Source organism: Shewanella sp. SM32, assembly GCF_025654235.1.
Lineage (GTDB): Bacteria > Pseudomonadota > Gammaproteobacteria > Enterobacterales > Shewanellaceae > Shewanella > Shewanella oncorhynchi.
Map to the genome: position 1 here is coordinate 20,921 of NZ_JAKKRO010000004.1, position 22,063 is coordinate 42,983.

General features: G+C 44.7%; 17 protein-coding genes and 1 pseudogene. 8 read left to right on the plus strand and 10 right to left on the minus strand.

Features of this window, described 5'->3' with window-relative positions:
- Positions 1-58 precede the first annotated feature (58 nt).
- Complete coding sequence (locus L5M10_RS02465; protein ID WP_263254789.1) at positions 59-766, plus strand: TatD family nuclease-associated radical SAM protein; 708 nt, start codon at positions 59-61, stop codon at positions 764-766.
- 190 nt (positions 767-956) lie between these two features.
- A complete protein-coding gene (locus L5M10_RS02470; protein WP_263238738.1) occupies positions 957-3,194 on the plus strand; it encodes a PAS domain-containing protein in 2,238 nt (745 codons plus the stop codon).
- Here L5M10_RS02470 and L5M10_RS02475 read toward each other — a convergent pair.
- The 3 genes from L5M10_RS02475 to L5M10_RS02485 all read right to left on the minus strand — a co-directional run bounded on the left by L5M10_RS02475 (position 3,175) and on the right by L5M10_RS02485 (position 5,970).
- Positions 3,175-4,578, minus strand: a complete 1,404-nt coding sequence (locus L5M10_RS02475) for a hypothetical protein (protein ID WP_028761621.1) — start codon at positions 4,576-4,578, stop codon at positions 3,175-3,177. The two genes, L5M10_RS02470 and L5M10_RS02475, sit on opposite strands and share 20 nt — an antisense overlap.
- Positions 4,579-4,673: 95 nt before the next feature.
- Complete coding sequence (locus L5M10_RS02480; protein WP_263236685.1) at positions 4,674-5,228, minus strand: hypothetical protein; 555 nt, start codon at positions 5,226-5,228, stop codon at positions 4,674-4,676.
- On the minus strand, positions 5,221-5,970 hold the full coding sequence (locus L5M10_RS02485; RefSeq protein WP_105250092.1) for a transcriptional regulator: 750 nt from the start codon (positions 5,968-5,970) through the stop codon (positions 5,221-5,223). Before L5M10_RS02485 ends, L5M10_RS02480 begins: the two co-directional genes overlap by 8 nt.
- A 429-nt stretch (positions 5,971-6,399) precedes the next feature.
- Between L5M10_RS02485 and L5M10_RS02490 the strand changes: the two genes are divergently transcribed.
- Together L5M10_RS02490 and L5M10_RS02495 are read left to right on the plus strand one after the other, a co-directional pair.
- Positions 6,400-7,221: a cytochrome c3 family protein gene (locus tag L5M10_RS02490; RefSeq protein ID WP_263236683.1), complete on the plus strand. Its 822-nt coding sequence runs from the start codon at positions 6,400-6,402 to the stop codon at positions 7,219-7,221.
- Between the two features lie 10 nt (positions 7,222-7,231).
- Complete coding sequence (locus L5M10_RS02495; protein ID WP_263236681.1) at positions 7,232-7,756, plus strand: hypothetical protein; 525 nt, start codon at positions 7,232-7,234, stop codon at positions 7,754-7,756.
- A gap of 193 nt (positions 7,757-7,949) precedes the next feature.
- On the opposite strand, the gene nhaD is transcribed toward L5M10_RS02495, so the two are convergent.
- The 6 genes from nhaD to tkt all read right to left on the minus strand — a co-directional run bounded on the left by nhaD (position 7,950) and on the right by tkt (position 16,322).
- Positions 7,950-9,419 carry a sodium:proton antiporter NhaD gene (gene nhaD, locus L5M10_RS02500; RefSeq protein WP_173246601.1) on the minus strand — a complete coding sequence of 490 codons (1,470 nt, stop codon included), beginning with the start codon at positions 9,417-9,419 and terminating at the stop codon, positions 7,950-7,952.
- Positions 9,420-9,650: 231 nt separating this feature from the next.
- On the minus strand, positions 9,651-10,388 hold the full coding sequence (locus L5M10_RS02505; RefSeq protein WP_028761626.1) for a YdiY family protein: 738 nt from the start codon (positions 10,386-10,388) through the stop codon (positions 9,651-9,653).
- A 205-nt stretch (positions 10,389-10,593) separates the two neighbouring features.
- Entirely contained in the window at positions 10,594-11,661 is a 1,068-nt protein-coding gene (gene fba, locus L5M10_RS02510; RefSeq protein WP_028761627.1) for a class II fructose-bisphosphate aldolase, read from the minus strand.
- Between the two features lie 223 nt (positions 11,662-11,884).
- Entirely contained in the window at positions 11,885-13,060 is a 1,176-nt protein-coding gene (locus L5M10_RS02515; protein WP_263172504.1) for a phosphoglycerate kinase, read from the minus strand.
- Positions 13,061-13,194: 134 nt separating this feature from the next.
- Positions 13,195-14,211, minus strand: a complete 1,017-nt coding sequence (gene epd / locus L5M10_RS02520; RefSeq protein WP_263254790.1) for an erythrose-4-phosphate dehydrogenase — start codon at positions 14,209-14,211, stop codon at positions 13,195-13,197.
- Between the two features lie 116 nt (positions 14,212-14,327).
- Positions 14,328-16,322 carry a transketolase gene (tkt, locus tag L5M10_RS02525; RefSeq protein ID WP_173497319.1) on the minus strand — a complete coding sequence of 665 codons (1,995 nt, stop codon included), beginning with the start codon at positions 16,320-16,322 and terminating at the stop codon, positions 14,328-14,330.
- A gap of 445 nt (positions 16,323-16,767) precedes the next feature.
- On the opposite strand from tkt, the gene metK reads away from it, so the two are divergent.
- The 3 genes and pseudogenes from metK to L5M10_RS02540 all read left to right on the plus strand — a co-directional run.
- The gene (metK, locus tag L5M10_RS02530) at positions 16,768-17,919 is read left to right on the plus strand and encodes a methionine adenosyltransferase (protein ID WP_028761631.1); all 1,152 of its coding nucleotides are present in this window, start codon (positions 16,768-16,770) and stop codon (positions 17,917-17,919) included.
- Positions 17,920-18,074: 155 nt separating this feature from the next.
- Positions 18,075-18,560, plus strand: coding sequence for a hypothetical protein (locus tag L5M10_RS02535; RefSeq protein ID WP_263254791.1), 486 nt, complete (start codon positions 18,075-18,077; stop codon positions 18,558-18,560).
- A gap of 77 nt (positions 18,561-18,637) precedes the next feature.
- Positions 18,638-18,963, plus strand: a pseudogene (locus L5M10_RS02540) (transposase); the annotation flags it as partial.
- Between the two features lie 116 nt (positions 18,964-19,079).
- Here the strand turns inward: L5M10_RS02540 and L5M10_RS02545 are convergent.
- Positions 19,080-21,494 (minus strand): TonB-dependent receptor domain-containing protein, encoded by a 2,415-nt coding sequence (locus L5M10_RS02545; protein ID WP_263254792.1) that lies wholly within the window; start codon positions 21,492-21,494, stop codon positions 19,080-19,082.
- Positions 21,495-21,653: 159 nt separating this feature from the next.
- Here L5M10_RS02545 and L5M10_RS02550 point away from each other — a divergent pair, with 159 nt between their 5' ends.
- A complete protein-coding gene (locus L5M10_RS02550; protein WP_263254793.1) occupies positions 21,654-22,058 on the plus strand; it encodes a GNAT family N-acetyltransferase in 405 nt (134 codons plus the stop codon).
- The last annotated feature ends 5 nt before the right edge of the window (positions 22,059-22,063 follow it).

Below are 22,063 nucleotides of genomic sequence, written 5' to 3' on the forward strand. Positions count from 1 at the left end.
AGGCTTTCGCTACACTGTGTTTAAATCGTCAGCTATCGTTAGAATGAAACCCATCATTATGTCTGAGCATCTGCACAAGCAAAATATTGATAAACCACAAGTTGTCACCACAGAAACCCTAGCAAACGGTCACATAACAGATGAAGTCTGCGCAAATGAAACCTGTGCGACTGAAACGCTTGTCTATGATATTCGTCGCAGTCGCTACCTTAATATTACAGGTCGCTGCACCCTGCGCTGCGCGTTTTGTCCAAAACATAATGGCAGTAAACAGATCCACGAATATCAACTGGCACTGTGTCACCAACCTAAGCCCGAAGAAATTATTCCACTGCTTGGCGATGTTAAAGACTTCGAAGAATATGTGTTTTGTGGCTATGGCGAACCGACCTTAAATCTTCCAACCTTGCTGGCGGTGGCGAAAGAAATTAAACAAAGAGGCGGACGGGTACGTATTAATACCGATGGTTTAGGTAATTTAGTCCATAGGCGCAATATTTTGCCGGAACTAGCCAACTGCGTTGATAGTTTATCCATTTCCCTCAATGCGGATAATGAAGCCGCCTATATGGAACATTGTCGCCCCAAACTCGCCGGTTCTTATGCCGCCGTACATGCCTTCATCGCATTAGCGCCACACTATATTGAAACGGTACAAGTTTCGGCCATCGAAGGATTAGCGGGTGTTGATATCGACATCTGTCGTGAACAAGTTGAGTCCTACGGCTGCGAATTCAAGCATCGCATATTAGGCGCCTTAGGCTAAACGGCATTCTAATACAGCCAAAATCGACTGAAATACCCAAGCAGATAACACTGTCGATTACGTGAGTGGTACATGTGTGAATCGTCTTAACTTTTACTCAAGAAATCTTGCTGAGTAACTTGGCACTGTCGTAACAATTCTTTCGTGTTAACATAGCGAAATTAACAGTTCACCCACTCATAATCGGTTCATGCTGAAGAATAACCCAAGCACGTATCCCGCTGCGCCACTGCTCTCTTTAACCCAAGGGATCTATTGGTCGCATCAACGCTTACTCGCTATTGCAAGCCAGCTTTCTATGCTGGTGATTGGCATGATTATTTTAACTCACTTAATCATTACGTTAGGTGAACGACGCCTGCAAGAAGAGTGGGCAACGCAAAGATACAGTGAACTGCAAACCATAGGCTCATTGATCGCAGATAAAGTGTCTTTTCAGCAATTTCGAACCCAAATTTTCGCCAATGGGGAACTGCTAAAACAATACTTAAGCAATCCTACCGCCAAGCAACAACTTAAATTGCAGGAAAACTGGCAAGATCTAGTAAAACATATTCCTGAGTTACTCGGCATTGCACTGTACGATCCCCAAGGTAACTATAAATTCTCAACTCCCCCTAATTTCAATAAAGATGCCTTACCACCGACCTTACTTGGAGCGAGTCGGAGCATGGGTGGCAAGGAGGTCTATACCTCGCCGCTGGAATTTGTTCCGATAGACGGCATGCTTGAACCTTATATGTATCAAATGGCGTGGCTAGAGAAGCCCGATCAGAGTTCTATCGGTTATCTGGTGACATACAACTCTATGGTAAAAATGCTGGAGGCCATAAAACCAGCCTTTTCGAGCAATAAATCCCCTATGTTAGTGCTTGATACTCAAGGATTACTCTATGCTGGCGCGAGCGATCTCGCCCCTCTAAGCAATATGCCAGAGACCTTAGGAGCAAGTTTAAAACAGAGCTATCCGGCCCTGTGGCGCGATATGTCCATGAGCAACTTTGGACAATTCCACGGTGAAGAAGCCACTTTTGTTTACCTTAAAATCGAACTCACAGCCCAACCTGAGACTCACAGAGAATATTTTTTACTCTCCTATGTACGCAACTCAGACATAGCAGCTCGTTTCTCACAATGGCAAAACATTGTCATTGTGGCATCGTTAATATTAACGGTTTTAGCCGCTTGGGTTGTACTACTCAGCCACATGTATCGCTTACAACAGCGTTCACGCCAATACAGTATTGATGTTGCTAATGGCTTATTTAATAGTGACATCGGCTTTATGATGGTCAACGAAAATGCCAGAGTCATCAGCGCCAATACTAAAGCGGCACAGGCGACCTTAGTACCATTAGATGAACTGACAGACCGAAGCCTACAGCGCACCTTATGCCTCGATGATAAAACCTACACGGAGTTAATGGAGCAGGTACATAAAACCGGTCAATGGTCTGGTGAAATCAGTCTAGAGAGTATCGATGGCCCTACTTTACGCGTTCATATCCGCCAAGCACCAAGGGCGAGCCGAGGCTCACCACATCTATTAATCACCCTTGAGGACATCAGTGAGTTAATCAGCAGCAAACAAAATGCTTTTCTCAGTGAGCTTTTATGCGATAACACAGTCGCGACAGCCCTCACAGATGCTAACGGTAAACTGATTAAAATCAATCCTGTATTCGATGCGTTAATGCAACTCAATGGCGATTTAAATCAAGATTTAGCGTCATTACTCGCGAATGATTTAGGCAATCAATGGCAGAGGATCAGCGCCCAAATTGCCATGCAAGGTCAGTGGCAAGGGCAAATTCTATGCTCACCTAAACAGGCGCATTCCAATTGTTTGCAAGCCACATTGAAGGGCCATGTGGCCGCCGATGGTGAGATTGATTATATCGTCTGCACTTTAGAGCAAGCCGCCGAGCGTGGCCGAGGCACAGAGAAGCGTAACCTTGTACCCCATCGCAGTACTATTCTGCTGAATTTGGCAGATTTAGAACGTTACTTTAACTCTCTGCCGCCACCAAGCCGTCTCAGCTCAAGCTTACTGTTAATGGATATCAATCCAGAGGGCATGTTAAGCCACATGAGTGATATCGACCAACTGGCAAATCGTCAGCAAGAAATAGAAGTGCAATTATTGCTTGAAATTCCAGCTAATTATCAAATTCTGCATTGGCAGCTAGGGAAGCTCATTGTGATGTTACCTGACACAGACGCCACCCATGCGCACAACTTTGCCCTCAATATGATGGAAAAGCTCAATGGTAATGGCTTAGGGGAAGGTATTAGTATTGGTATTGCGGGTTATCAAGAAGGCCAGACATTAGAGCAATATTTGAATAATGCCGAAGTCGCCCTAAAACGGGCGAAGCAAAATAACGATCAGAATATCGGTCAAGCCTTTACTCGTCATCAATCGTAGATTCGGGTGCATTAACGGAGTCAGGCAACTGACTCTGGGTAATTTCTATGATTGCCGAGCGATTCATGGTGATTTTATAGCGAATATACTGTGGGGCTTCGCGCCCATCACGCAACACTAAAATCAGGTTGACTTGATAGCGCCGCTCAACCGATTCATAACTAATTTTGCCTTCAACTTCCTTATAAATCTTCGCTTTACCCCGTTCTAAATAACGGGCAAAAGGCACTAAGCTAAAGCTCACTTGCTCTTGAATAGTCGAATATCCCGCTTGGAATTCACTCTGATTCACCTTAGTGGCGATTTTATAGTGCAGAATTTCCGCATCGACCTTATTTTGGCTATGTCTGTGCTTTAGAATGTCACTGACTTTTTCGGGTAGATCTTGCTGACGCATAAACTCAAGCCATACCAACTGCTTAGCGATAACCGCCTGACTCGTAGTATCCCGTAAAATGCGGCTCCAACGTGGTCGACCCCGCTGAATAAATCGCCACATGGCATTGCGCACATCGTCCTTAAAGATTTCCCTGAAACCGTAGATCACGGCCAAGGTCAGCACTAGCGCAATAGTAAAACCACTAAAGGCGCCCTGCGCTTGAATTATCAACGCAGACACGACCAACATCACTAACGCGGTCGCCAGTCCTGTCGTAAACTTTTTAAGGCCAATCCCTAAAGGCTTTAACTCTTCTTTGAGTACCACACCTTGTTGGATTAAACGGCGCAACAACAACATCTTATTAGAGATACGATTAGGATCTTGCTTAGTTTGCGCTGAGTTGTACTTATGCTCATCACGATAGGCACATTCATTACGGCAGAGCGTGAGTACCCGCTCTAAAATATCGTTGAAATCACTGGTACGAGTCGCATAAGCGAGCACTTTGAGTAACTGCTGCTCACAAAACCAAGACAAGTAGTTATCAGCATTTTCAAAGTAAGATTTCCATTTGGGATCACCCGGTTCGTTACGGCGAAACTTTTTCAGCAACTGAGCAATTTGTTCGCGTAATTCGTCGAGGGCAAAATAAAAATGGGTTACATCTGTGATTTGATTGAGTTCTTTAACATCGTTTTCAACCGCAACCGCAAACTGATAGGCGAAGAGATTTAGGTACAATCTGAATTCTTCAACAGTACGGCGATTTAAACTGGCAAAACGCCCCTGCACCAGAGGTAAGTGCAAGCCTTCTGAATAGTATGAGCGACGTCCAACTATTGAGCTGTAGTAGTACTCTTCTTCATTGAGCGTGCGCGAGCCTATGCCCATTTCCTTAGGTAAAAAGAAATAGAGATCAAGCTGACGATTATCGCCCTTTTCCATCTGATGGCTGAACTTAATCGACAGGGATTCTTCTTGCTTTACACGTATCTTAGACACAACACCCTTTTCATGAATCCCTCACTGGAGACTCACCACAGTAATCACAAATCAATGAGCACTAATCTTAACTGAAATAAACTCAAATTCACTGATTAAATTCGACTATTTACGATTCTGCATCCACAAATGGTATTGCTAGGCTGAAAAAGGACCACGGCATAATCTTTGGTGTCATCCATATCTAACACCTCGATACTGAGATTGTGCATTTCCGAGTCATTAAAATGTAAGCTGCTGATATAGGATAGATATTTCATATGTTCTGGCCAATTTTTTTGCTTTTCAATTTCAGATTCCGTTTTCGTTTTAACGGTAACTTTATAGGTCATGCTATTGGCCTCAATACTGTCGACTTTGCCTTGCATTAAAATATTGCCCGCACTCGTACCGTCAATATTAAAGTAACGATAATTGATCTGCGTATTGTCAGCGGCAATCAAAACATCCACGAGTAGGTAAAATTTACCGTCACTGCTAACACTCGAACTGCCGCTAGAATTGGCACTAGAATGGCGGTCGAATAATTCAGAGCTGCAATTTAAAATCATCGTCTGATTGGTAGCCGACTGTTTGTATATCACACCGCAGGCCATAATCAATGCCGACAAGATAACAATATTAATCGTCCACTTTAGCCATTTAGCCACAGATGTTAACCTCCTGCAGCCAAGCAGCATCGATGAAGGTTTTCGGTCGAGTGAAATCACTGATTTTAATATTACGGATCACTGACTGACCGAGTTTTTCGCCTCGAAAAGTAATATTAAGCACTTGTTTATCATGGGACAAAGAAGCATAAACATCAGCCCAATCACTTTGACCGCAGGCGATTAATCCTGCACTTAAGCGCTCACCTAATTCGAAGAGTAAAGTGTTATTAGTATTGGAATCAGCAAATAAGTGTAATCGTACTTGCTGGCCAGAAGCCAAAGGTAATATTGAGGTCATAAGTGCTTGGGTTGGCTTGCTGTGATCCGTATGATTCAAATAAAACACCGAAAACGCTAACATAAACCCGAATAATACTAAGGCACTCCACAAAGGCACTGTATGCAATCTGAGGTAATTAACACCTCTAAACTCAGTCCCATTAGATGGTTGAAGTAAATAACCTTGGCCTTTCACGGTTTCAATCAAGCCCTCATATTGAGGTCCAAGAAAGCTGCGAAGCATAAAGACAGCACGGGCCACAGAGGTATCAGTTAGCGGCGGATGCTTTCCATCCCCCGTCTTCAGCATATGCTTAGAAACCAACTTACCTTGATGCTCAACAAGCAAATTAAGCACTTGTAACTCGGCTCGAGGAAGATGCCAAGATTCATCGCGAGACAACTCAATCAGTATGCCTCGTTCCCGATCAAACCTGCAGTCTCCCAATTGCATCAACATCCACTCAACTCCATAAAAACACAAAGTTAAGTCTATGCAAACTAACTAATGATTAATGTGATCTTGCTAACCCAAGTCAGCAAATAGTTAATTTTCGTGAGACGACCCCCAAGTTCAGCGCTATTAGGCAAAAACATGCGTTAACTCACAGGAATAAATGCCATTTAGCACATGGAAAATTCGGCATAAATTTACATAAATATAATAAATATCGGGACGATGAGCACCTTGCAATCTGTTTAGTTAATTTAAATGCAGAATTTAAGTCGGTTAATTCTATTGTAGTAACGCTATTTACCGCTCATGTAAAAGACAAATATCCTCCGGCGTAAATCACAATATTTATCTCAAGCATGCTTAGAATTTACGTCATCAATTTATCTTTAGCATTTGATAAATAGAAGTAATCCTACATAGAGGAAATACATAATGAGCATAAATAGACGTCAAGCATTAACCCGTATTATTGGTATTAGCACCGCTGCGGCAGGTGCAACACTCATGGGAACATCGGTTCTCGCGGCAACGAATGCCGATGGTCAATATCAATTAGCGATAGGTGAGAAACTTAAATACGTTCCACTTGATGCAATGGCAACAGCAAAACTGGCCTATGAAACGGGTGGTGGTTGTATGCACCAAGTTTTTCATGCCGTTGTGACTATGCTAGCCCAATCCAATAGTGCCGATGCAGACAAGTTCAAAACAATTCCAACGGCATTAGCCGCCTATGGTTTTGCAGGGGTAACGGGTCAAGGCACGCTCTGCGGTAATCTTAATGCGATAGGCATGTTAGTGAATATTTTAGATGACATTAATGGTCACAATAACGCCGTGATAGCTAATACCTTCCGCTACTACGAAAATACAACGCTCCCTTTATCTTCACCTGAATTTGTTACTGGTATTGGCTCGACAGCAGAAAAAACGGCTCTTGTGGGCAGTTCATCAAAAGCCAAGAGCGTGTTATGTCACTCATCTATCAGTAACTGGTCAAAGTCTTCTGGCTTACCATTCGCGAAAAAAGGTGAACGCTGTTACCGCTTATCCGCGTCTATGGCTTATTACTTAGTCGATGTATTAAATCGTGCCTATCAAGGGGAGAATATCGGCGCCCTTGTTGGTAGTAAGCCAACACCAAATGCACAAGATTGCCAAACTTGTCACGGTAGTACTAGCACATTAGGCTCAGCGGCAAGTGTAAAAACAGACATGGAATGCACCACTTGCCATACAGGGCATTTCAATTAAGGAGACTGTGATGAAATACCCATTACTCACATTGACCCTCGCGACATTAATGCTCGTAGGATGTGGCAGTGACAGCAATAACACTGAGCCTGAAGATCCGCCGACACCGCCACCTCCCGTCGAAAATGCAATAAACATTGATGAAGCAACGCAGATAAATCTCAAGCTTGAGCAATTTGACTCGAGTACAGGGACAATTCAATTTTCACTGACGGATGCGCAACAAGAAGCGATCACTGCGGCAAAAACCTATGATATTTACTATTTTGGGTTCCCCGACAAAGCCAAGGAATCCTCGAATCCGAAGGCATGGAAACACTGGCATGTTACCCAAAATTATCGTTGCCAAAGTCTTGGAGAATGCAGCGGTAAATTAACCGAAGTCACAAGCGGTCAATATCAATTTGAGATAGCAGGCTTAGATTGGGCTCAGCAGGATCCAAGTGGTTCAGTGGCACAAATTAAAGTCGCGATTCAGATCTACGGCGCAAAAGCCAATAACAAGCTGGATTTAATCCAAGTTCTACCGCAATAATCCTTCCCATGACATATCCAAACAAATAGAGGCATCCATCGGATGCCTCTATTTTATTCATTGATATCTAGACGTTATGCGATTGAATTTTGTTAGATCGATGTTGTTCGCTAAATAATTCGCGATATTATCTGCTATAAAACGACTCACAAACGTCAATACAGCCCAAAAGATGAATGAGCAGTACTTTTATTTAGAACATCGCAGCATTGAGCCACATATGTACTAAAATGCTCGCGATATAACCCAGCGCAATGACAGGTGTCCAACGCAAATGGGCCCCAAAGGTGTAAATCCCCCTAGCTTGTCCCATTAACGCGACCCCTGCAGCACTGCCAATTGACAATAAACTGCCCCCAACTCCTGCGGTTAACGTTACCAGTAACCATTGGCCTAAGGCCATCTCAGGGTTCATCGTCAACACAGCAAACATCACCGGAATATTATCAACAACCGAAGACAACAGACCGATAGCCACGTTGGCATAGGTCGTATCCCAATTGGAATACAAAGCCTCAGATACTAAGCTCAAGTACCCCATAAAGCCAAGGCCACCCACACATAGCACTACACCATAAAAGAACAACAGGGTATCCCATTCAGCACGGGAGATTCTGCTAAACACATCGAAGGGCACCACACTACCAAGTTGCTGCAGACGCTGCTCGTCCTGACGCAATTCAGCCTTTGCACGTTCGCGGGCAACGGAACGATTGAAGGTTTTACGCAGATAAAAACCAAAGAATTGTAAGAAACCTAATCCCGTCATCATACCCAATACAGGCGGCATACCTAAGAAGGAATGAGCACACACTGCCGTAGCGATTGTGAGTAAAAACAACGCAACAATTCGCTTAGCACCCGGCTTAGTATAAACATGCTCTTTTTCTGGCTCTGGCACGAAATGTGGGATAAACACACTCATAATGGCAGCGGGTAATGCAAAGTTCACTAAAGCAGGAATAAACAGATGGAAGAAATCGCTAAAGTGCACTAATCCTTTTTGCCACACCATTAAGGTCGTGATATCGCCAAACGGGCTAAACGCGCCACCCGCATTAGCCGCAACAACAATGTTGATACAGGCTAGGGTGATAAACTTGCGTTGCCCTGCCCCCACCTTCATCACCACGGCACACATCAATAGCGCAGTCGTTAAATTATCTGCCACGGGTGAGATAAAGAACGCCATAAACCCCGTCAACCAAAATACGGTTCTTAGACTAAAACCACGGCCGACAAGCCAACCACGAATGGCATCAAACAAATTTCGCTCTTCCATAGCATTGATATAAGTCATCGCCACGAGTAAGAAGAGTAGAAGCTCAGCATATTCAAGCAAGTTATGTTTGAATGCCGCTTCCGACACTTCAGACATACCATTTTGTACATACACAAAACCTATCATGCCCCAGATAATCCCTGCCGCGACCAGCACAGGTTTCGACTTGCGTAAATGTAACGACTCCTCAGCCATCACCATTATGTATGCAAGTACAAACACAAAGACGGCAACATAACCCACACTCGAGGCGGTTAAATTAAGCCGTTCTATCCCTTCTGTCATAGCCCATGCTGCAGGTGAGAATCCGCTCAATATTGCAACGCAGAATAGACTCCATAACGCCATTCCACTGCCTTTAAACAACCGCTGTAATTTCATTAAAGTTCATCTCTACGTAGGAAATTAGTCGAAAATTACCATAGCTTCGGCATAGTAAATGTTGATAAAACGCAACTTTCTATGCATTACCCTATAACCAAAGGCGTTTAAAACATTAATTTTTGTATAACTACAGCGATAACTAATAAAGGAACATTTAACTTAGTCTAAAAAGAGCCAATAAAAAAGCACCTCAAAGGTGCTTTTTAGTTTCTAATCAGCGTCACAGCATTAGAAGGAATATAACAAGGTCATATTGGTTTCTGTATCTGTACTTTTCTTATTATCCAACGGCTCGCTGTTGTAGCGCACAATAATGGCAAACTTCATTGCTAATGCGCCGATAATATTCGCCGTTAACGAAGTTTCAGAGCGGGCATCGAGCTTATCACCGTAATCTGCAACGAAACGTTGTTGGAATTTAGAGGTGTCAGTGATTTCGGTTTCAAAGTTGATCACGCCGTGAGCGACGACGCTGTCATTGGTGTCATGGCCTTCGATAAGTGCTTGCTCTGTATCAAGACGCTGATAGATATAACCTGGACCGACTTCGACATCTAAAAAGGTCTTACTAGTATCATAGAATCTATAACCATAACCCGCGGCGCCAGATAGTGTGTAATCATAACCTGTGAACGGATCAACTTCATAATTACCGTTAGCAAACAAGTAGCTACGATCTGTCATCTTGTAGTTACCTTGTGCGCCCGCTAAATAGCGTTTCGCGGTAACAGAACCTGTATCCTCTTTATATAAACCTTCGAGTAAGTACTGATTCTCCCAATCGCCAAGCTCATGCTTAAGATTTAAACGTCCTTTGAATGATGAGGTTTCAGTGTTACCTGTGGTTAAGGTTGCACCAAGTTCAGCTTCACCTGCGAATGTCTCATCGCCTTTTACAAAATCGGCCCCAGCTGTCGCCATAAAAGGTGCAGTCATTAATAGTGCTGCGGTCAGTACTTTCTTCATGTTTATCCGTTCCTGTTCCGTTAAATCCAATCCCTATAAATATCTGTTCGTCCCAGCGATGCTGAATAAGCACATATTAATAAGGGTTAGTATTTTCCCCTGAAAATCTGCGCGATATTAACATTTACGATTAAAAAATGAAAATTGCAGCTATTTTAAGTATAAAAAAACCCGCTTTAGCGGGTTTTTATCTCAGCGATAACGCTTACATATTGATCTTAGGATCTAACGCGCCAGACTGGTACGCTTTATACATTGCTTGTAAAGACAATGGCTTAATCTTAGATGCTTGACCTGCACAGCCGAAAGCTTCATAGCGAACCGTACAGATATCGGCCATGGCTTCCATTGATGCTTTCAGGAATTTACGTGGATCAAATTCACTTGGGTGTTCAGCTAAGAATTTACGAACAGCACCCGTTGATGCTAAACGTAAGTCGGTATCAATGTTGACTTTACGCACACCGTGTTTGATACCTTCTACGATTTCTTCTAATGGTACACCGTAGGTTTCTGGGATCTGACCACCATATTGGTTGATGATCTTTAGCCACTCTTGTGGCACAGAAGATGACCCGTGCATCACTAAGTGAGTGTTAGGAATACGCGCATGAATTTCTTTGATGCGGTCGATACGCAGTACATCGCCTGTCGGTTTACGACTGAACTTATATGCACCATGGCTAGTACCGATAGCAATCGCGAGTGCATCAACATGAGTATCGGCAACGAAACGCGCCGCTTCTTCAGGGCTAGTCAGCATTTGATCGTGACTTAAAATACCTGATGCACCAACACCATCTTCTTCGCCAGCTTGGCCAGTTTCTAAGCTGCCTAAACAGCCGATTTCACCTTCAACTGACACACCACACGCATGGGCAAATGCCACTGTACGACGGGTAACATCAACGTTGTACTCGTACGATGCAGGCGTTTTGCCGTCAGCCATCAAAGAGCCGTCCATCATGACTGATGACATGCCTAATTGGATAGAACGCTGACAAATATCAGGATCGGTACCGTGGTCTTGGTGAATACACACTGGAATATCTGGATACTGCTCAAGAGCCGCTGCCATCAAATATTTTAAGAACTGTGGGCGAGCGTATTTACGTGCGCCAGCAGAAGCTTGCACTATCACAGGGCTGTCTGTTGCTTCAGCGGCCTGCATGATGGCACGCATCTGCTCTAAGTTGTTAACGTTAAACGCAGGCACACCGTATCCATGTTCTGCTGCGTGATCAAGTAGTTGTCGTAGGGAAATTAACGCCATTTTTTAACTCCAATAATAGGGTGATATCTATCACCGAGGTCGCTATCGTTTGGATGGATTTTTATACCCGCATTCAACTCTGTACCTTAAATAAACAACTTAAATTAAGTACCTTAGATGAATACGGGCGGTTTTTTTATAATTTTTTACTTTTTATCAAAGCTTTGATGTTATCAGAGCTTATCGCGGCGTCTTATGCGCCGCGTTTTTTAAAACTTAATGATTAAGCGCCGCGCTTTTCTAACATAGCCACAGCCGGTAATTCTTTACCTTCGAGGAACTCGAGGAAAGCACCGCCGCCAGTCGAAATGTAAGACACTTTATCGGCAATACCGTACTTATCAACCGCAGCCAAAGTGTCACCACCACCAGCGATAGAGAACGCTTTTGAATCAGCAATCGCTTGGGCAATACGCTTAGTACCTTCACCGAATTGGTCGAATTCAAACACGCCCACAGGGCCGTTCCACACGATAGTGCCAGCAGATTCGATGATTTTAGCCAGTGCTTCAGCGCTATCTGGACCAATATCGAAAATCATTTCGCCATCAGCGACTTCGCTAACCGATTTTAACGTCGCAGTCGCAGTTGGGCTAAACTCGCCTGCCACTACTACATCGGTCGGCACAGGAATATCGGCGCCACGGCTCTTAGCATTAGCCACTAAACGCTTAGCTTCGTCGATCAAATCCGCCTCATACAGCGATTTACCGACATTGTAGCCCGCCGCCGCAATGAAAGTATTGGCAATACCGCCGCCAACCACTAACTGATCGACTATGCCTGAAAGACTTTCTAGCACGGTCAGCTTAGTCGACACTTTAGAGCCACCGACAATCGCCACCATAGGACGCGCAGGATTATCTAATGCCTTGCCTAAGGCATCTAATTCTTGTGCCAGTAATGGACCGGCACAGGCGATTGGGGCAAACATGCCCACGCCATGGGTCGATGCTTGGGCACGATGTGCAGTACCGAAGGCGTCCATCACATAGACATCACACAGCGCCGCCATTTTTTTCGATAAGGCTTCGTTGTTCTTGCCTTCACCCACGTTGAAACGCACGTTTTCGAACACAACCACTTCACCCACGGCAACGTCAACGCCATCTAAATAGTCGGTCGCTAAACGCACAGGACAAGACAGGGCTTTTGCCAAATAATCGACCACAGGTTGCATAGAATATTCGGGATTGTATTCGCCTTCGGTCGGACGACCTAAATGCGACATCACCATCACAGCCGCACCTTTTTCAAGGGCCAACTCGATAGTCGGTAGAGAGGCGCGTAGACGTGCGTCACTGGTGACGACGCCGTTGCTGACAGGGACATTGAGATCTTCGCGGATAAGCACGCGCTTACCTTGTAGATCCAGATCTGACATATTGATAATTGCCATGGTAACGCTTCCTTTTATAATCAAAAAACAAACTGTTTCACACATAGCCGGTATGAATTGACTGCCGCTCGGCGCTCGACATCCCGTCGAATTGACATAAATTCAGTGACCCACAAGTGAATAATCTACTTTTATCAGCCTCGCTTGGCCGCAATCATCGCCAAACTCGTATCTAACATACGATTGGCAAAACCCCACTCGTTATCGCACCACAGGAGTAACTTCACCAACTGACCGGCGCTCACGCGGGTCTGGGTACCATCGACAATACTGGAGCGCGGATCATGGTTGAAATCACATGAGACTAAGGGCTCATCAGTATAGCCTAAGATGCCATTAAATCGCCCATTGGCGGCTGATTCCAGCACCTGATTGACTGTGGCAATATCGACGGTTTTTTCTAAGGTCACGGACAAATCGATGGCGGTCACGTTGATGGTGGGCACGCGCACCGAAATCGCCTCAAACTTATTTTTCATGTGCGGCAAGATCCGCTCAATGCCGCGGGCAAGTTTAGTGTCGACAGGGATAATCGATTGGCCAGCGGCGCGGGTACGACGCAAATCATCATGATAAGCATCAATCACTTGCTGATCGTTCATCGCCGAATGGATAGTGGTAATCGCACCGCTTTTAACGCCGAAGTGGCGGTCGAGCACATCGATCACTGGCACGATACAGTTTGTGGTGCAAGAAGCGTTGGACACCACAGTGTGTTCGGCGCGGAGTAAATCGTGGTTTACACCATAGACAATAGTGCCATCGACATCGGCTGAGGATGGATGACTTATCAGCACTTGTTTAGCGCCGGCGTGAATATGGGCTTCGCAGCTTTGACGATCGACTAATACGCCTGTGGCTTCATAGACAATATCTATGTCCATCTCGTGCCAAGGGAGTTTTGCCGGATCGGGCTCGTGGAGGATTTTTATCGCATCGTCGCCAATCAGCATATAATCATCAACAAGCTTCACTTTGTGCGCAAACCGACCGTGGGTGGTATCGTACTGGGTCAGATGAATAATGGCTTCAGGTTTAGCTAATTCATTAATCGCGACAATCTGCATTTGCTGCCGTTTTCCAGACTCATATAAAGCTCGGAGAATAGAGCGGCCGATACGGCCATAACCATTGATAGCGACTCGGATCATTGAGGTCTCAATTTCCTCTTAATACAAAAACGGCCTGCAAACGATTGCAGGCCGCATTATACAGATTAACACTTAAAAAGTTTAACCTTTTGTATTGAATCTAATCCCTTGAGCGATTAGCCCAATGATTTTGCAGCATTCAGCACATTTTCAACGGTGAAACCGAAGTGATTCAATAGCACGTTACCCGGCGCAGACTCACCAAATGTGGTCATGCCCACAACTGTGCCTTCAAACCCGACGTACTTGTACCAGAAATCGGTATGCGCCGCTTCAATAGCCACACGTTTAGTCACAGCACGTGGTAATACAGATTCTTTATAAGCAGCATCTTGCTTATCGAACTCAGTTGTCGATGGCATAGAGACCACGCGAACGTGTTTACCTTGCTCAGTCAGTGCAGCGGCTGCATCCATTGCCAATTGTACTTCGCTACCAGTTGCGATCAGGATCAGTTCTGGTGTACCCGCACAGTCTTGCAGTACATAAGCACCTTTAGCCACATTAGCTAATTGCTCAGCGGTACGCGCTTGAGCTTTCAGGTTTTGACGGCTGAAGATCAGTGACGTAGGTGCATTACGGCGCTCAATCGCAGCTTTCCAAGAAACTGCCGTTTCTGCCGCATCACATGGACGCCATACGGCCATATTTGGCGTCATACGCAGGTTAGCTAATTGCTCAACTGGCTGATGCGTTGGGCCATCTTCACCTTGACCGATAGAGTCATGGGTATAAACGAAGATGTTTTGAATGCCCATCAGCGCCGACATACGTACTGCGTTACGAGCATATTCCATGAACATCATGAACGTTGCGCCGTAATTGATGAAACCACCATGCAGCGAAGCACCGTTCATAATGCCGCTCATGCCGAATTCACGCACGCCGTAGTAAATGTAGTTACCAGCTGGATCGTCTTGAATACCTTTAGAACCTGACCACAGTGTCAAGTTAGAACCCGCTAAGTCAGCAGAGCCGCCTAACAGTTCAGGCAACATAGCGCCAAATGCACCGATGGCATTTTGTGAGGCTTTACGGCTCGCAATACCTTCGGCTTTGTCCTGTGATGCTTGCACGAATGCCTGCGCTTTTTCTTCGAAATCAGCCGGTAATTCACCTTTCAGAACGCGACGCTCATATTCAGCAGCCAGTTCTGGGTGAGCAGCGCGATATGCTGCAAACTTCTCGTTCCACGCCGCTTCACGGGCAGCACCGGCTTCTTTGGCATCCCAACCCGCATAAACGTCAGCAGGGATTTCGAATGGCGCATGTGGCCAGCCAAGGAATTCACGGGCTGCTGCGATTTCCGCATCGCCTAGTGGCGCGCCGTGGCAATCGTGGCTGCCTGATTTGTTAGGTGAACCAAAACCGATAATGGTTTTGCAGCAAATCATGGTTGGTTTATCAGTAACGGCTTTCGCCGCTTCGATAGCAGCACGGATTGCCGCGCTATCGTGACCATCAACACCGGCAATCACATGCCAGCCGTAAGCTTCAAAACGCTTTGGCGTATCATCGGTGAACCAGCCTTCAACATGGCCATCGATAGAAATACCGTTGTCATCCCAAAATGCGACCAGTTTACCTAAACCTAAAGTACCGGCTAATGAACAGGCTTCGTGGGAAATACCTTCCATCAAACAGCCATCGCCGAGGAAGCAGTAAGTATAGTGATCAACGATATTGTGACCATCACGGTTAAACTGTGCCGCTAAGGTTTTCTCAGCAATCGCCATACCGACAGCGTTGCTGATGCCCGCACCGAGTGGACCCGTTGTGGTTTCAACACCTGGGGTGTAACCGTATTCTGGGTGACCCGGTGTTTTAGAATGCAATTGACGGAACTGTTTTAGCTCTTCAATTGGTAATTCATAACCAGTCAGGTGAAGTAAAGAGTAGATCAGCATTGAACCGTGACCGTTAGAGAGGATAAAACGATCTCTATCTACCCATTTCGGATTGTTCGGGTTGTGCTTAAGGAAATCATTCCACAGCACTTCAGCAATATCTGCCATACCCATTGGGGCGCCGGGATGGCCTGAATTTGCTTTTTGAACTGCATCCATACTTAACGCACGGATTGCGTTTGCGAGTACTTTACGGGAAGACATGCTCTCTCCTGCTTGTTTGTGGGGTCTAGCGGGCAATTTGGATGCATATTTTCCCCTACATGCCAGTGTGACGCAAACTAAAATTGCCATTCACTCAGCAAAAGATGGCCGAATATGTACCCAAACAACCTGAAGATGCAGGATTCAGGTAGCTTGAGTATATAAGTCGCAGAAATAAGCTAGTCACTTTGCTCGCGTTTACTTGAGAGGGCATAGCAAGGATCACTTATAATGGAGAAATAAATTTCTCAAAAACATAGTAAACTTAATACCATGAAATATAAGTAAAATAACCTATTTATGGCAGGGCGTAGTCGTTTTCAGGTCACAATCTGAGAGGATTTTTTATTATCGGGGGTGATCGGCAATCGGATTTAAACTAAAATAGCCGTCTAGATGTAGATGCTTCTACACGTTTGAATGCTAACGACGAGATTTTCCTACTATGGCAAAGCACTTGTTTACTTCTGAGTCGGTCTCAGAAGGTCATCCCGATAAGATTGCAGATCAGATTTCTGATGCTGTGCTAGATGCAATTCTGGCTCAAGATCCAAAAGCACGCGTAGCGTGTGAAACTTATGTCAAAACCGGCATGGTATTAGTCGGTGGCGAAGTCACTACCTCTGCCTGGGTTGATATTGAAGAAATCACCCGTAAAACGGTGCGTGAAATTGGTTATACCCATTCAGATATGGGATTTGATGCAGACTCGTGCGCAGTATTAAACGCCATTGGTAAGCAATCACCCGACATCAATCAAGGTGTAGACCGCGCAGACCCTGCAGAGCAAGGTGCTGGCGATCAAGGGTTAATGTTTGGTTATGCCAACAACGAAACTGACATTCTGATGCCTGCACCTATCACCTATGCTCACGCATTAGTGAAACGTCAGTCTGAAGTGCGTAAAAATGGCACGCTACCTTGGTTACGCCCAGATGCGAAAAGCCAAGTCACTTTTGCCTATGATGATGGCAAAATTGTCGGTATCGATGCAGTTGTGTTATCGACTCAACACAGAGATGACGTTTCACAAGCCGACTTAATTGAAGGCGTGATGGAAACCATCATCAAGCCTGTATTACCGGCTCAATGGTTAAACAAAGACACTAAGTTCTTTATCAACCCAACTGGCCGTTTTGTTATCGGTGGTCCAGTAGGCGATTGCGGCTTAACGGGTCGTAAGATCATCGTTGACACCTACGGCGGCATGGCCCGTCATGGTGGTGGCGCATTCTCTGGTAAAGATCCATCAAAAGTGGATCGTAGCGCGGCATATGCTGCACGTTATGTGGCAAAAAACATAGTTGCAGCAGGTCTTGCTGATCGCTGTGAAATCCAAGTGTCTTACGCTATTGGTGTAGCAGAACCTACCTCTATCAGCATCGAGACCTTCGGTACCGGTAAAGTGTCTGAAGAAGTGCTGATCAAGTTAGTCCGTCAACACTTTGAACTGCGCCCATATGGCTTAACGGCCATGCTAGATTTAGCACGTCCAATTTATCAAGCGACCGCCGCTTATGGCCACTTTGGTCGCAGCGAATTCCCATGGGAAGCGACTGATAAAGCCGAAATATTGCGCGCTGACGCGGGTCTATAGTCTTAATTCATTTCAATTTTTACACTTAAGGCCCATAAAAAACCGCTACCCAGCGGTTTTTTTATGTCTAACATTTAGTTAGATTAATAGTGCTAAGACAAATATGGCAAGATAAAAAGCAGCATATACACAGACCATTAGAGTGTACTGATCCCATGACCAATAACGCCATCTTATTACAGCAACTTCAATCTTGTGCATGGGCAGCCAACGTAGGTCTGCCAGAGGAAACAGCAAAAACATACGGCACATTAGAGGAGATCGCCGCTTTTCTTGAATCCGATCCTGAAGCCTTTTTTGAAACACCTTACGAAATCCAATATGAAAGCCTGTGTGTAACTGATCATGACTTGGCAAATTCGTTAAAAACAAAGGCAGTAGTAAATGATGTGCATGCTTGGATTTCTGACAGCGAAGTCGATGAAATTTCTAAGTCAGCTTACCTCGCCACTTGGAAAATTATTCCCGTTGCAGAAATATGCGCGCTGACATCCGATGACGCTAATACGCTCGCAACACTGCTCCTAGCTGACGTTAAACTTTCAGCCTTTACGAGTGAACGCCTATCTTGGTATCTCTGTGGAAGAATACCCTTTGGTTATATTGGTACTTACCCAAACGGGCAATGGCTGATTCTTTAGGCTTATACGCTAGCACCTTTAATGTTTCTGACTTCATCTAGGATCTATTGAGCTTTCGAGAATGATTTTTAGAGAGCATGCCAAGATTGATACTAACCAATGCACGCAGGGAAACGCTATTTCATTTAATGAAAAGCACAGGCCATGTTTATGATAAACCTGAACATAGACAAATATTCGAAGGCATTCTTTACCGCCTTCTAACAGGTATCCCTTGACAAGATTTACCCAAAGAGTTGGGCCATTGGAGTACGGTCTTTAGAGGGTTTCATTTATGGTTTTAAAAGACATTCAGGCCTATTTATTCAAAGCTTTAGCGAAAATGGCCGACACGGAATGGGTCTTTATTGATGGCTCGATAGTGCAGACTCACCAGCACAGGGCAGGTGCACTGAGTAATGAGTAATGAGAGTTACCCTATTGTTTAATTGATAGTGGATACCTTTATCAAACGGGTAACTCTCAGTTTTATCTATCGCCCATGAATATCAAATAATGGCTAATGCACAGGGTATTCGTTTAGAAACGTACATTCATACCAACCCAGAAGTTACGGGCCTTATCTTTGTTATTGAAATCATCAACGTAAGATGCTGTGTATCCGTTTTGGCCATTGTCGTCAGAGACACAAGTTGTGCTAGTGTCACTACATTCGGTGAAGACAATATCGTATGAAGTAAAATCTTTATCAAACAAGTTATTTACTCGCATGTTGAAGGTGACAAACTCACTCGCCTGATAAGAACCACCAAGATGGAACACGTTATAACCCTTATAGTAGAGTGCAGCATCATTAATGATATCCCAAGAGCGATAACGTTTAGCACGGTATTCAGAGGTCAAGAATACGTTAAATGAGTCGGTCAACTCCCATTTTAATGTCGCGTTTACCATATGCTTGGCACTGTTGCCGAGTGGACGGCCTTGCTCTGCACCGCTTTTCTGCTCGCTATCTGTGTAGGTATAATTAGCATTTAACGTTAAGGCATCTAGAATTTCCCAACGTCCCGCGAGCTCAGCACCTTGAATAGTAACTTTATCTATGTTGACTGTTTTGCTACTGACTGCATAACCTAAATCAGCATATTCACCCGCATCGGAACATTCTATGCTCGTACCTTTACCACAGGGTTGTGAAGCAATCTTATCGTCAAAGTCATTTTTAAAGATAGTGACGTTAAAATTATGGCCATCTGGATGAGACCAATACAGGGCGACTTCGCTGGACACACTGGTTTCAGCTTCGAGATCTGGGTTACCAAATTGCGGTGAGGTTCCTTGGCCACCAAAGCCAACGACACCATCATACAATTGTGTGGTTTTAGGTGTTTTAAAACCTGTGCTCACCCCACCCTTTACAGTCCACTCATTATTAATGGTGTAAACGCCGTATAGACGTGGGCTGAGTTGATTGCCAAATATTTCATGATCATCATGACGTAAACCCGCAGTAACAGATAAATCAGAAGTCATGCTCCATGTATCTTCAGCAAAAACAGACCACATATTGTGTTCTTGTACTGCGCCCGGCGTACCTTCTTCCATACCAAATACACCGTCTTTCAACTCACCACGAATCACCTGCGCACCCGTCACTGCGACATGATTTCCTGCAGCTTCAAATGGAATATCGAGTTTCATATCAAGCGTATATTGATTACTTGCCATTTCGCGTTTAGGTCTAGGCAGGAAAGTGGATTCAGCAATCGCTTTACGTTCGGCTTCAGTCATGCCGGTGTAATCCTCTTTACCGTCAATCATCTGCAGTAGTAATACTCGTTCAGCAGTGGTAAATGGCAGTGTGCGGCCATTATTTTGTGTGTCTACATAGGATAGTGACACAAAGCTTGTACCAAAATCCCAAGCACCTTCATGGGTTAATGCCCAAGCATCACGGGTAAATTTTTGAGTCTCGCTGTAGCCCGCTCGCGGATTTGATCGTCTTGCCCATTCACCACCGCTGGCTAGACAAGCAGCCTCACGGGAACCTACGCCGCCTTTACAGAAGTTACTGGCAATCCAGAGACTATCGATATTATCAACAGTACCAAGCGGATACTCGCGTTCACCGTTATCATTGATCAGTGGCGTATTATCATAATCTTGAGATGAGGAATCTAAATCAAACCAAATTTTGTGATGTTCATTTAGCGTCCAACTTAAACTCCCACCTAACATATGATTTTCGTTATCGACGGTTTTACCGCCACCACCAAAACCGAGTGAACGAGTGCGTACTTCTCCATTGGGATAATCTACTGGTGCGTACTCTGGTGTAGACCCCATTCGATCATAGATACTGCCATGAATCGATAACCCAAGAACGCCTTTAATGAGGGGACCCATCACGCTGAAATCGGTAGTGATATCTTCACCATAGGCATCATTGGTTTGATGAGTTCGGCTGTGAGTGATAGAGCCAGACCATTCGTCGCCCACTTTTTTAGTGATGATGTTCACCACACCACCTAGAGCATCTGCACCGTATAACGTTGATGCTGGCCCACGAATAACTTCAATTCGATCAATAGCATCAAGTGGTGGTACATGACCAAATTGATTGCCACCAAAACTGTTTGGATAAATATCACCATGGTTATTCTGACGCTTACCATCGACAAGGATTAAGGTATAGTCAGATCCCATACCGCGTAGACTGATGGTACCTTGCCCTGTTTTATCACGGGTTTCACCAATATCAACCCCTTCCAAGTCACGCACTGCATCTAGGAGAGTGGTATAAGGTTTTATCATCAAATCTTCTTGGGTGATAACAGAAATACTGGCAGGTGCATCAACCAATTTCTGTTCATATCCAGAGGCAGTAACAACCATAACTTCCATTTTTCTGTCGGGAGCCTCTTCGGCTTGGACAAAATTACCCGCAAATACAGCGGTAATGGCAACTGCCAAGCAAGTTTGACGAAATAACATAAACCTCTCCTGTTTAGTAAACTTAGTTTACAAATGCAACCTGCAAATGATTTCGCGAATGATAATAATTAACATTAGCAAGATCAATAAAAAGTTGAATACAACAGAAATAACATTTACGTTTTATAAAGTAATCACATTCCAGAAAGAGTTTTTGATATGAACTTTGAAGTTATTAGTGAAGAAAATATCGCGATTGTGGATGCGCTGGTAGACGGCGTTCGGCAATATAATGCTGGGCTCTTAGGACCCGAGAAATCAGTACCTTTGACTGTCATTGCACGTGATGAAGCTGGCAAGTTGATTGGTGGTGTGGGTGGCCGGACTATCTATAAAAACTTCTTAATCAATGTTGTCTGGGTTGATGACCAAACCAGAGGCACTGGGCTTGGGCATAAACTGATGGCACTTGCCGAAGCTGAGGCGAAACAGCGGGGTTGCTTGGTAGCTCAAGTGGATACCTTATCGATTCAAGCACCTGTGTTTTATGAAAAACAAGGGTTTGAGATCATAGGCACTGTCACCACTGACCCTCAGCGCATCTTTCTGATGAAGAAGTATTGATCAAA